This window comes from Pseudomonas sp. TUM25319, assembly GCF_056388475.1.
The window spans coordinates 6,046,056-6,058,581 of the sequence record NZ_CM150751.1; the positions used below are offsets into that span (position 1 = coordinate 6,046,056).

The following is a 12,526-nucleotide window of genomic DNA, read 5'->3' on the forward strand; positions in this document are numbered from 1 at the left end:
TCAGGCGTTGTGCTGAACGACGGCAGTGCCGACGCTGGAGTGGGGAGAGGCGGCACCGACAAGCGCGTCCTCGGCCAGATAGAACTGCTGCATTGATTTCAGGCGCTGACGGATCTCGTCGACCCAGACTTGGGGGGCATGGACGCGGATGTTCTCGTTGAGGCCGAAGATCCACCAGAGGGTCTCGCTCTCCAGAGGAACATAGGCGCATAGGCGTTTCCAGGCTTGGCCGGGGAGGTCGTGCAGGGACTGCTTGTCACTGAGCGGTGTCTCGCTCAGCAACTCGGCGATTTGCGGATGTATGTCCGCAACCAGTTCAACGCACTCGTCGCCCTGGCGTTGGCTGAAGCGGCCCCTGGCGATGTAATCGTCGATGTTGAAGTCAGGTTGCTCCTTGCTCTCGGTTTCCAGCATGCGGATTGACTGGATCCGGTGCAGGGCGAACTGGCGCAAGTCATCGTAGCCGTCCACCGATGCGAGCAGGTAGCTAATGGCATGTCGGGAAACCAGCCCAACCGGGTGCAGAGCCAGTTGCTTCACCTCACCTTTGCTGCGGCTGCGGTAAGCGACCTCGATCTGGCGACGTTCCAACAGGCTGCCGGAGACCGTTCGCCAAACCTCGGGAGCGATTGACGCTGGCATCAAGGTTTTGCCGTTGGGGATCGCACGGACGCGACGCGCCCAGTCCGCCAAACCGTTGTGGCCCACATCACCGAGGAAATTCCGCGCTCGGCGGAATTGCGGACTGAGCTGGTCGAGCACGGTCTGTGGCAGCAGGGTTGTCAGATGGCTTTCGGACAGGCAGAGGGCGAGCGCGGTGGGCGCGTCCATGTCCTGCAGCTTCAGCGGTGCATCGCGCGTGAAGCTCCAGCGGAAGGGTGATTCGCTCTCGTCGCATAGCAATGAGAACGGCAGGGACAGCCGATTAAGGTCGCGCTGAATGGAGCGCAGCGTGACGGAAAAACCCTTGTCATGCAGCTTTTCCAGCAGTGTGGTGCTGGCGATACGCTGTGGCTCGGTAGGAATCAGGCGCAGCAGGGCGAACAGCCTGAGCAGCGTATCCTTCGCTTGAGACATGGAGGCTTCCTTGTTGTGCATCAGTCGCTGATGCCAGATTGGTCACGATGCTAATAAAAATGCTGGCTTAATGCCACTTCACCAGCATCGCACATGACTAAAGTCAAATGGTTACGCAACCCGTTCAGGGGCCTTCGGGCGCGTGGGCTTCCTTGTAACGCTTCAAATCTTGGTATTCGCGATATAGCTCACAGGCCTTCTTCAGCACTACAACACAACCGATGGCGGCAAATAGGTTCTTCATGACAGTGAGCTCCTAGTGGTTTTTGCATCTTGTTATGGGGGGGCGACAAATCGTGTCGTCGCATAGAGGTGTCCAAGGTCATAGCCGACTCTCGCTGACAAACAGCTCAGTCGCGTTGAGGAGGCACTGATGGATGGCACTACGGTCAGCCTGACTACAGGTAACCGAATCGATCGACTCGGGAGAGGAAGAATTGTAATCACGGTACTAAAACATGATGGCCATTGACCAAGCTCGTCCAAAGCGTTGCTGAGGACCGAGAGCGGCGAAAACGAAACCCAAACTATATTACCCTTGAAATTAAGGGCAACCTAAAATACACTTTAGCTATTACCCCTCACCCCCAGGTGCTCCCCATGCTTCCTTCGCCCACTTCTCCCGACTTTCCTGCTGCTCTGAAAGCTAGGCGCGAACTTCTTGGATTGAGCCGCGCCGAGCTGGCCCGAAAGGCCAATATTCATGGCGTGATGCCCCGTCGCTATGAAGAATCTGACTGCGGGGAATTTGCGAGCCCCCGTGCCGACACATGGAAAAAGCTGAACGAGATTCTTTATCCCGAATTCACCATGAGTGCCGGGGTACAGCAGGAACCGTCCGAGTCAACGACCAACGCCAAAACGTCAAGTTTCCCCTATGGTGTCAGCGGTTTGAGCATCGCAGAGGCCAAAGCTGGCTTGGCAATCACCTTTGGAGTGGAAATCGAACGTATCGAGATCATCATTCGCGGCTAAATTACTGCACTCATCAACATACAATTACAACTTAAGGGCAACCCATGAATATCCAGATCGCCGAGTGGGATGAGGTTTCGCGAGTACTCAAGCAAAACATCGCGGTAGTTCCACCGGGACAGGAGTTCACGATTCGGCAGATTATCGGGGAACTAGCCTGGGCACCGTTGCAACGTAAGACGCGTCATGACTTTGGCCGACACGTACGGCGGAATCTTGAACAATACGGGTTGGTGTTCGCACGCATGGCCGGACGAGTACTCGTATACAAAAAGTCCCATGTCTAAACCTGGCTTGGGGGTCTCTACGAAACCAGGGGCAATTCAGGGCCCCTGTTCGGAGCGGCACCATTTGACGAATGCTTGCCACCGATCACAGTGCGCTTTGACCGTACCGAAATGACCGCCACCGAATATGTCTTTCAACGCCTGCGGCCCTGCGTAGCTCAATTGCCTGCCATAGCCGAAATTACGGCCATCGCGTCTACCCTCCAATGCCATATCGGTCACCTCATCTGCCGTTCTCCGATCCTCGCCCCACGTCATCCCGCCAAGAATGTTGAGTGTTATCAGGGATCAAGGCCCCTGCGACCTGTGGGGAATGTCCACTACGCGGGACTGGCGGCTCCTTACGTCCGGGAGCAAGGGCATCTCATGATCTGGCCTCCTGAGCACCGTTACCGGTGGGCGGGTGGAGGCAGCACTGGCTGACTAGACCAGCGCCTGAAGATCCTGAGCCGGGTGAACGCAGCACCGCGATGACCGGGGCATGCCTGACTGTCACTCAGGTGCAGTCCATTCCTTGGTCTGCGGCACCATCATCTACAGCGCTGTTGCTAGTGACATCGGCGTTTGTCACGCCGATTGTCACGAGGGGGAATGCCGCAAAGCCTTGTGCGATCAGGGCTGCAGCAGTGGTAGAAGTGCCCGTCTCTTTCCAGAAGAAAGAGACGGGCACAGGTTGGCGCAAGATTCGGCCAAGCGGATAGGTTGCTGCAGGGCAGCGAGGTACGGAGTATCTGGCGCGCGAGCGCTATATGTGTAAGAGCATTCATCACATGGGTAGTGACCGGGCGAGCTGCCGAATGCTAATCGCCCTTGGGTAGAACCACCGCGAGAGCGGCGTGGACTTGAAGGTTCGGGCCACCTGGGGTGCTGTCATCAACAGCGCTTGCACGGCCAGTTCTACGCCTGTGGATAAACCCGGTCAAGGGTCGAAACTCACCGCTGCTTGGGACGTGAAAAGCGGTTATCCACCGGTGGAATTCCGTGGTAAACCCCGGACAAACTCGTGGCTTTTAGCTCTTCAAAATAAGGTCCATCCGAACAGGGCGGCTTTGCAGCCCTGTTTGGATGGACCCGCCTGAAAGAGCAGCCAGCGCCAATCTTGCAGGCTCACCCGCGATTGAATGCGCCATGGCCATTTGGCAAGGCGGTGACGTTATCGCCTACCGGGTGGGCAAACTCATGCGGGGTGACATGGCCCGATCTGTTGGCATCGATGTAGTTACTCCACCACGCCATGATCAACCGACGTTGCTCCAGAAATTGGGCCTTGTGGATGTATGCAGCACGCACGCGGTTACGCTCCTGATGGCTCATCTGCCGCTCAATCGCCGCGTCCGTCCACAGCCCCGATTCAAGCAAGGCACTACAAGCCATGGTCCTGAAGCCATGCCCGCACACGTCCCTCGTGGTGTCGTACCCCATATTGCGCAGCACCTGGTTAACCGTATTCTCCGACAAGGGTTTCCAGTACCTGTGGTCACCGGGCAACACCAGTTCAGAGAATCGATTCAAGCTGCGTAGCTGTTCAAGGATTTCGATGACTTGAGGCGACAGCGGCACTATCTGAATGTCCCCACTCATCTTGGTCCCGCGTGTGGAATAGCGGACGCCTTCAATCGGCTTGCGGGTATCGGGGATCTCCCACATTGCCCGTTGCAGATCGAATTCATCCCACCGTGCAAAGCGCAGTTCGCTGGAGCGCACGAACACATGCAGCGTCAGTAGCACTGCGAGCCGGGTCAGCTCGCGACCGGTGTAGTTGTCGATTCGGCTCAACAATTCAGGAAGGCGATTCAGCGAGAGAGCAGGACGGTGCACGGTGCGCGGCGCTTGGATCGAGCCGGCCAGATCGAGCGCTGGATTTTGAGTGATCTGCCGCGCCCGCTTCGCGCCCCGCATGATCGTGGATAGATAGTTCTGCACACGCAGCGCGACATCCATGGTGCCGCGATCCTTGATTCGCTGGGTGACCTCAAGCAGATCATGGGTGTCGAGTTCAGCGATAGGCCGCTGGCCGATCAGTGGAAATACATGCGTGCGCAACCTGCTAAGCACCGTCTTGGCATGGCTCTCAGTCCAGCGCCGGGACATTTCGACGTGCCACTCCAGGGCAACGGTTTCAAAGAGAAGGCTCGCACGCTGGGCAGCGATCTTGGCCTTCTGCTTTTCTTCCATTGGATCGAGGTTGTCGAGCAACAGGGCCTTGGCCTCATCGCGCTTGGTCCTCGCGACGGCCAACGAAACGATTGGGTACTTGCCGATAATCAGCGTGCCTTCCTTGCCGTTGGGTTTGAAATACCGCAGCCGCCAAGTCTTCGAGCTGCTGGGCGCGACGTACAGGTACATACCCCCGCCGTCGAACAGTTTGTACGCACGATCACGCGGTTTTGCCGTGCGGCATTTGAGGTCGCTGAGCGGAATGGCTAGGCGTGGCATAGGGGTACGTTCTCCATGCAGGAAAGACGCTGTACCCCAAAAATACCCCCGGTTATTGGGGATTTAGTTAGTTCCCGACGGAGGGTCGTGGAAACCAAAAACCGGCCAGAAGGCCGGTTTAGAGGGCTTCCAAAGCATTCAGCGGAATGCAGTGGAGCTGGATGTGGTGCGGAGACAGGAACCAAACATAGACTTTTATACCTATATTTTACTGTGAAAACCAACCAATCGCGTCCGCACGTATCCCTAAACATATCCCTAAAGCAAAGGTCACCTCTCCGGAGTCGAAGCCGGGAGACCGTCTAGGATTAGATGAACCCAACCCAGAGCATTGTCATATGACTACCACGCCCCAAAATCTCAACACGATGCTGCGCACACTGCTGAAGATGCATGAGGAAGGCCAGGAGCTCGAGAGGACGTTCATCGAGTCCAACGCGGAAATTTTTGAGCAACTGTGGGCGAAAGGTTACGGATGCTACCGAGTCACGAGGATGCAGGCCGGCAACATCAGGCCTCGTCGGGTGTATGCCGGGCTGCTCACCCCCCAGGGCATCGAGGCGGCTCGAGCCCTTGGCGGCTAGTGCACCCCACCCCCCCTGCTGGGACCAACGTGCTGACTGCAAACTAAGCCTCATTCTTGCAGTTAGCAAGATAATTCGGGGGTTCACTAACCATTCGAGTGGGTTCACCCACTGAAGCAGTTCACTAAGCTGTGAACGCTGCCGCTAACAAGAAAGCGCGGGTTCCCCGCCCCGTATCTTGCCAGATCTCCCAGGGTCCCCACGCGATTTCTGGAGGAGGAACAAAGCATGCCTCAACCGCTGAAGGCGCTATTAGATGGAGGGCGTGGGATGTCTAGCAGAGTAAGACCTTGAAGTTGTGTAACAGGTGTAAAGGGTGTAACGAAACTAAGCAACCCATTGATTTATATAGGTAATTATTCAGTTTCACCATGGGCAATGCACATCTATCTAGCAGTGTGACAACGGAAGCGGTGTAACCTCGTCCCCCCGCTTGCGACGCCAGGCTGCCCTTGGCGGAAGGCAGCTAACGGCCTGACCTGCTGGGCGTCCTATACTGCGTAGGTCACAAAGGGAGGGCAGCATGGACGACTTACGAGACAAGATACAGGCAAGTGAGCCGCTGATGCAGCAGGCCATTGAGGCACTGCGACGGTACCACGAAGCCAAAGCCGCAGAGCGTGCGTCCGATGAAATCGAGCGCCTTAAAATGCTAGCAGACTCGTTGTTCCAAGCCGTCTCGGAGTATCAACTTCGGGCGCTTGGAGGGCCATTTAGACCCCTTCAGTAAGTGCTGACGCCAACGGCTGCTTTCGCCCCGTAGCTGCCCTTCGCTCGGGGCAGCAATTGAAAGCAGCGTTCAGCTGTACTGAATGTCATAGGTAAGGCGTGTCATCGGTTTTGTTAGGGCAGCCACTGCGTATGGCCACGCCCAAATCGGGCTCAAGATGTTCCATCAGCCCTGTGACAAGCCCCGACATCTATCGGCGTTGAGTCGCTATCGCTTTACTTCTGGCTCAATGACGGTCTCATGACCATCTTTTTCCTTGTTGTTGGCAAGCTATTACCAAGCGCATTTTGAGTATCAGGCATGTGCGCTTAGCGCGAGCGCCTCGACTCGACACTGACCCCGATTGAGAGCACTCACCCGCGCTATACGCGCACCAAATCATTGCGAGACTAGATGAGGGGCACGTAAGCCTTGGCGTGCTCGCCTCGATTTGTTGTCAGCCCCTGCGAACCCGCCAAGCGCCCCAAGCTAGGCCCAACGCAGCAGCGATTATCGAGGCAGACAACACGCCGAGCTTGGCTGCGCCTAAGGAGGCCGGATCGGAGAATGCCAAGTTGGCAATGAAGATGGACATGGTGAAGCCGATGCCCGCGAGCAGACCTATCAATGTAATGCTGTTCCAGTTGACTCCAGTCGGCAGTGTGCAAAGACCGATGCGCACCATCAGCCAGCTGACACTGACGATTCCCAGCGGCTTACCAAGCACCAATGCGATTACGACAGCGGTCATTACCCACTGTGGCGCCTGTGTACTTAGGTCTACACCCGCCAGGCTGACGCCGGCATTGGCCAGAGCAAACACTGGCATGATTCCATAGGCCACCCAAGGATGCAGGCCACTCTGCACACGAACTACTGGCGGTACCAGCTCTCGCTGGGCCACTCGCAAGTTCTTTAGAGGGCTGATCAGCTCACTGGCATCCTGCTCGGGAGACCGCGCGCGCCCGAGCAACTCCTGGGTGAAGCGTGTGACCGCATCAAGTGGTCGTTCTCGCATAGGCATGGCAGTGACCGGCGTCATCAGTCCCAATACCACCCCGGCCAGAGTCGGATGTGCACCAGTCATCAATATGCCGACCCATGTAATCGCACCAGGGACTACATAAACATAGGCCGAACCCACCCCTATCCGCTTTAGACCCAATACCATCATCAAACCAATCGCAGCGATGCCGAAACCGCTGTAGTCCAGGCCTCCTGAATAGAAAATGGCGATGATGAGGACGGCGATAATATCGTCAATGATTGCCAAGGCGAGCAGGAACACACGTACGTTCGACGGAATGGATTTACCGAGCAGCGCCAGTACCCCTACGGCGAATGCGATATCGGTGGCCGTCGGCACCGCCCAGCCTTGTTGCTCAGCCGGTGCATGGCCGAAACCGAGGTAAACCATTGCAGGTACCGCCACTCCACCGATTGCCGCTGCCATCGGGAGGGTGGCCTGGCGAAAGCTGGCAAGGGCGCCTTCATGGATTTCACGGCGGATTTCCATACCGACCACGAGGAAGAAGATCGTCATCAGCCCATCGTTTATCCAGAAGTGCAGCGACTGAGTGAATACCAGCGAACCGACGCCAATCGTAATGGGCGTGTGCCACAAAGCTTCATAGGTCGCGGCGGCCGAGGAATTGGCCCAGATAAGAGCTGCGATAGCGGCGATCAAAAGAACCACACCACTGATGGCTTCAATGTGCAGAAAGCGCTCGAGATTGGCGAAGGCACGCTCCGCAAGCTGTTGGGCACGGGGCAAGGTTGTTTTTTGCATAGGCGCAAGAACTCCCGCATGGCGGCCCGACCAGCGTAGTCTTTTTAACCTGCCTCACTGCACCAAGCAGTCAGCACCCACGCAATAGTGTACTGTATGAATGTAGCAATGGGGCGGCGGAGCCATTCAACACACGTCTGCTCTCGTTGATCACACGAAAATTATTTGTTGAACCGTTGCATCCACGCGGCTATCCCAGCAATAGAGAGCGTCGACATTTGCCGGGGAAGAAATCTCCCCTATGCGTACTCGACACCGTCGAGCCATCCATAAGAGTGCGGGCAGCCCAGCCTCACGCCTCTGCATCTAGCCCTTCATACGCGGCAAGGTTGGCAAGCGCCCTACATAGCGAGGCGGCTGTTTAAAATTTGCAATGGAGAGGCACGCTTGGGAGCGGTTTCGGGCGAGCAAGGCAAGGGGCCAATGGGAAGCTATGCTCAATCTTTCACTAATAAAGCAGCTATGCTTCAGCCTCATTTCGCATAATCTAGGAACGCAAATGAAATGGAAGAGCAGGAGTCTAAGAGAGCTCGCCCACATTGTTTGTGGCGACGCTGACCACTTTCGGTATCGTTCAAGCAGCTACATCACTGAGTTCTTCCAAGATTGTGACTTAGATTACGCCCACGACGGTTCGACGCGCTGGGCGTGGGTAGCGAGCAGGCTAGAGGAAGTGCTGGCTCTCCCGCATACCAGTCCTTCAGTTCCGCCTGATGCTTTCATCCGAATCATCCGTGCGGTTCTCGACAAGGGCGACGCGCAGGAGGGCGATCCGGACAGGAACAAAGCACTTGCCGCGCTTAATGCTGTGCTGGTACGTGAAGGTTGGGAAGCGTTCTACGACGAGCACAGTCTTGGCCAGTTGCGCCACAATGCCACTAACACCATTGCGCAGATGGCGAATCCGCACCGTCCACTGACTCCGGCGGAGATAGAGCGCCGAGACCTACTCACCACATACCTCGACAAGTGCTCAGAAGATGAGCTGATCGAGGAGGTTCTGCTGCCGCTTTTCCGCCAGCTTGGGTTTCATCGCATAACGGCAGCAGGTCACAAGGATAAGGCGTTGGAATACGGCAAGGACGTGTGGATGAAATATACCCTGCCGACGCTTCACGTCCTCTACTTCGGTATCCAAGCTAAAAAGGGCAAACTAGATTCAGCAGGCGTTGGAAAGCCTGGTTCAGCGAATGTCGCCGAGATTCACAATCAAGTCAATATGATGCTTGGGCACGAGATTTTCGACTCGGAATTGAATCGACGAGTCCTAGTCGACCACGCATTTATCGTTGCGGGCGGTGAAATAACAAAGCAGGCAAGAAACTGGCTAGGCAACAAGCTGGATGCCACTAAGCGCTCTCAAATCATGTTTATGGACAGACACGACATCCTCAATCTCTTTATTGTTACAAATCTGCCATTACCAAAAAACGCTTTGCCTCTCCCGAAAGTTACGCCCCCCTTCGACGATGACATACCGTTCTGACCCGCAGCTTTTTCAGAGCTGTAAACATTAAAAGCGAAGCCATTGATTTGGCTTCGCTTTTTTTATTGTTTGCAGATTTTGACGGAGTATAGTTATCGGCGTTAGACTTCCTTACCCAAGATAAGTACGCAGTAAAAAAGCGCTGCTTTCATAATATGGTTAACACTATGGACTTCTCGGAATAGCAGAAGTGACTTCCTGATAAATTCCATAAAAGAAATCTCATGGTATTTCTCTCTGTTCATGCCTTCTTTACTTGGGTAGTACGTAACTATCTGTGTTGATTCTTTATATTCATACTTGTAGTGGGCTATGCCATTTCGCAATTTGTTGTCTACTGCATCCATGTCTACACGATAGAAGCAGTCATCTATGAATGCAAGTTTCCTTCCTAAGTCGACATTCGCAAACGCGTTTAGACTCTCAAGCTCTGGCCTTGCTTTCTGAGCCTTGGTGACTTTCATCGTTGGTTCGAAGAGGTCGCTATCCCCGCGCTTTATGAGATTGTTAACGCCGGCTAAGAAGGTAAGCTGACGCGCAAAGACTTCAGCCAAGTCTTTATAAAAATTGCTACAAGCTTCAAAATCAGCAGTGGAAAGCCGGGCAGGAATCTGGCCGAGATCCTCCGTAACCGCATAGTCATAAAAAAATGCGGGACGGAATGGCAAATCCATTGCCACGATCTTGGGGTAAAGTGATAAGCAGTCGTTGTGCAGGTTTTTTAGGAAATTATTCCCTAGTATTTCTTCTACGAAATGTATTGTCTTGTCGCGGTGTTGCTGGTGAAGCCACATGAACAACTCAGACGATTTTGAGCTTATTTCGGAATTATGCTCATGGATTGTAAATGGAGAGGACATCACTGAGGTCGATGTGTACAGTGCTGCAAGTACATCCTGTTTCTTTCGAGATTTTAAAGCGACGCCGGGTATTTTCACACATGTCTTCGAAAAATTATTGATATCACCCCTCTTGTACTGAGTGATCGTGCTTCTCAGCTCCTTCTCTAACGGATACAAGGCATTTAGCATCGTGAGACGTTGATTTAAATGCTGGTAGCCTGCTTGGCCAAGCTCACGGGTGACCCGTAGAAACGTTGTCATGCCCATTTGATATTCGCCATAGTAAGCCGGGAAGTCCAAGTGCAGATCAACAAAGGGATTGGCACCGGTGAACGGTCCTTTAAAATCTTCTACCTCGGAGGCTCCGGTCAACTCACCATTCTGCGTGCCGAATACAAAGGAAATACGTTCTTCACATTGGGGGCATGCAAATTGAAAAGGCTGTACATCCCTATTTGACATGCCGATCCGGCAATCAATTTGCGTTCCGCACGTATTGCATTGGAAGCATTTGCAAATGTTCATTTACACCCTCGTTTACATGTCTTAGGTACCTACCAACCGATGTCACATTACCAGAGGATGCGGGGCGCCCAAGCTATTCATGCGGGCCCTGCTTACGGCCAGCCTAAAAAAGCTGGCCGGACCACGGCCGACGAACTGGGCATAGTGGCAGGCTGGGGATCCGCCCGTTCTGTTCCAGACTCAGGTGTGCGACCGCCTGGGAAAAAAAACTGTAAACATCTGTGCTTCTAGTCCTAGGTGTGTTTACATTTTTTGAGCGTTTGGCGCGTGCCTCATTTCCAATACGTTGACTCACAACGGAAATCTGACTTGTTTACGATTTTTGGTGAGTACAACCGTTCTAGAGGCTGCTTTCTCAGGATTTAAAAACCAAGAGCGTAGCCAACTATCTGGCTTCGCCAATATTTTTTCACCCAGTCTATTTACGCCGTTTTTTACACGCAGCCGACCTAAAACTTAGGTTTAACGAAAAATCTGGACAGGTTTTCCGTCAATTATCTTATAACTCCTCTTAACTATCGTCATTGGGTTCGAAGTAAAACTCTCTACGGTTGTAATTTCAGTAATATCCGATATGTCTCCGATATTCAGCTCTAAGGCTCCCCGATCATTTAGAGCCTCAGGTTCAGCGCCAAAGCAGAATCTATACTCTCTTTGCCAAGCATACTCAATGGGTTTGCGAAACAATCCTATCGGGCCGCTGTAGTTACTAAAATCTACGTAATCGACTTGGCCATACCCCCCTTCAAAGAAGGGAGAACTGTAGAGGTGAGGATGAGCCTCAATAGCTTGTGAAAGCCTTCTAGCAAACTCTGCTTGGTTCGTGATACGAAGGACGTGGGTGCCGAATTCTCGGAAACGCTCACTGAATTGCAATATCCCATTATCGAGCCCCCAAATCTGACCATCATTTCCGGCTGATACAGAACCGAGGCAATACACCATGACGGTTTCAGGACGAGGTAGATGCAGGGTCATGATTGCCTCTGGACTCAATACAATTTCATCGTGACCTTCCACTTGAAGTGCGAGCTCGCTAACGACTCCATCCTTTATGCCAGAGCTGAGCTTAAGATACACATTCTCAAGTTCGTCCCTTCGAAGTGCAGCCCCGGCTTCACCCTCAAGCTTCGCGAAATAGTCGACGCTGTTCATATAAATCAGACCACGCTGCAGCGCATGTAGCCGATCTAGATTAGCCACCTTGAATAACATCCAACACTGCTTGTTTGGCAGCCGATCAGGAATCGCTCGCATCTGCACTTCACCAGATATCATCTTACCCCCTAACCTCTACAGATCGTTGTCAAACCAACAGGATGGGACTCACTGCTTGATGCTTGCAACATGCAGCTCTGCAATCCTTGATCGCACGACTCCAGTAACGTCGTCTAAGTCGCTAAAGCACCATTTACTTATCCACATCAATGAATCGGCTCTAGTTTAGTAGATATGTAGAATAACCGCTTCTGGCCGATTGCTGTCTTTCGCGAAAGACCGCTTTGGGTCGAAACCGGACGGTCGCGACAGACCGCTCCGACACCAGGTCGGGACACGGTATGGAAAAAGAGGGCGCTGCGCCCTCTCGTTTCGGTGGTTAAGCCATTCTCAAGTTCAGTCCTTCTGCAAAGAACTCAGACGATTATCGATGTGCTTCACTGCCGCGTTTATGACATCTATCGACTTCCTTTCAACGAGCGTGAGTCCTTGATGATTACCCTTGATGAGCTTCACCAGGCCCAGCAGGTAAAGCCTTCGCTCTGTTAGCGCGTCGCGAATAGAGGGCGAGTTTTCCGTTAATCCAAACATGGTCCTT

9 protein-coding genes and 2 pseudogenes are annotated in these 12,526 nt (G+C 53.7%); 4 read left to right on the plus strand and 7 right to left on the minus strand.

Features of this window, described 5'->3' with window-relative positions; all coding sequences use genetic code 11:
• Nucleotides 1–1,077 carry a helix-turn-helix transcriptional regulator gene (locus AC05QJ_RS27245; RefSeq protein WP_085592534.1) on the minus strand — a complete coding sequence of 359 codons (1,077 nt, stop codon included), beginning with the start codon at nt 1,075–1,077 and terminating at the stop codon, nt 1–3.
• Between the two features lie 468 nt (nt 1,078–1,545).
• On the opposite strand from AC05QJ_RS27245, the gene AC05QJ_RS27250 reads away from it, so the two are divergent.
• Nucleotides 1,546–2,052, plus strand: a complete 507-nt coding sequence (locus AC05QJ_RS27250; protein ID WP_476744322.1) for a helix-turn-helix domain-containing protein — start codon at nt 1,546–1,548, stop codon at nt 2,050–2,052.
• A gap of 326 nt (nt 2,053–2,378) precedes the next feature.
• Here AC05QJ_RS27250 and AC05QJ_RS27255 read toward each other — a convergent pair.
• A pseudogene (locus AC05QJ_RS27255) lies at nt 2,379–2,552 on the minus strand (integrase domain-containing protein); the annotation flags it as partial.
• An 894-nt stretch (nt 2,553–3,446) separates the two neighbouring features.
• A complete protein-coding gene (locus AC05QJ_RS27260) occupies nt 3,447–4,775 on the minus strand; it encodes a tyrosine-type recombinase/integrase (protein WP_476744323.1) in 1,329 nt (442 codons plus the stop codon).
• 338 nt (nt 4,776–5,113) lie between these two features.
• Between AC05QJ_RS27260 and AC05QJ_RS27265 the strand changes: the two genes are divergently transcribed.
• Together AC05QJ_RS27265 and AC05QJ_RS27270 are read left to right on the plus strand one after the other, a co-directional pair.
• The gene (locus AC05QJ_RS27265; protein WP_476744324.1) at nt 5,114–5,359 is read left to right on the plus strand and encodes a hypothetical protein; all 246 of its coding nucleotides are present in this window, start codon (nt 5,114–5,116) and stop codon (nt 5,357–5,359) included.
• A 910-nt stretch (nt 5,360–6,269) separates the two neighbouring features.
• A pseudogene (locus AC05QJ_RS27270) lies at nt 6,270–6,356 on the plus strand (Na+/H+ antiporter NhaA); the annotation flags it as partial.
• A 169-nt stretch (nt 6,357–6,525) separates the two neighbouring features.
• On the opposite strand, the gene nhaA reads toward AC05QJ_RS27270, so the two are convergent.
• Nucleotides 6,526–7,857: a Na+/H+ antiporter NhaA gene (gene nhaA / locus AC05QJ_RS27275; protein WP_476744326.1), complete on the minus strand. Its 1,332-nt coding sequence runs from the start codon at nt 7,855–7,857 to the stop codon at nt 6,526–6,528.
• Between the two features lie 499 nt (nt 7,858–8,356).
• Between nhaA and AC05QJ_RS27280 the strand changes: the two genes are divergently transcribed.
• Nucleotides 8,357–9,343, plus strand: coding sequence for a hypothetical protein (locus tag AC05QJ_RS27280; RefSeq protein ID WP_476744327.1), 987 nt, complete (start codon nt 8,357–8,359; stop codon nt 9,341–9,343).
• A gap of 101 nt (nt 9,344–9,444) precedes the next feature.
• Here the strand turns inward: AC05QJ_RS27280 and AC05QJ_RS27285 are convergent, their stop codons facing one another.
• From AC05QJ_RS27285 to AC05QJ_RS27295, 3 genes are all read right to left on the minus strand, one after another.
• Nucleotides 9,445–10,710: a hypothetical protein gene (locus AC05QJ_RS27285; RefSeq protein ID WP_476744328.1), complete on the minus strand. Its 1,266-nt coding sequence runs from the start codon at nt 10,708–10,710 to the stop codon at nt 9,445–9,447.
• Between the two features lie 462 nt (nt 10,711–11,172).
• Nucleotides 11,173–11,988 (minus strand): hypothetical protein, encoded by an 816-nt coding sequence (locus AC05QJ_RS27290; RefSeq protein WP_476744329.1) that lies wholly within the window; start codon nt 11,986–11,988, stop codon nt 11,173–11,175.
• Between the two features lie 336 nt (nt 11,989–12,324).
• Nucleotides 12,325–12,519, minus strand: a complete 195-nt coding sequence (locus tag AC05QJ_RS27295; protein WP_476744330.1) for a hypothetical protein — start codon at nt 12,517–12,519, stop codon at nt 12,325–12,327.
• Nucleotides 12,520–12,526 lie beyond the last annotated feature (7 nt).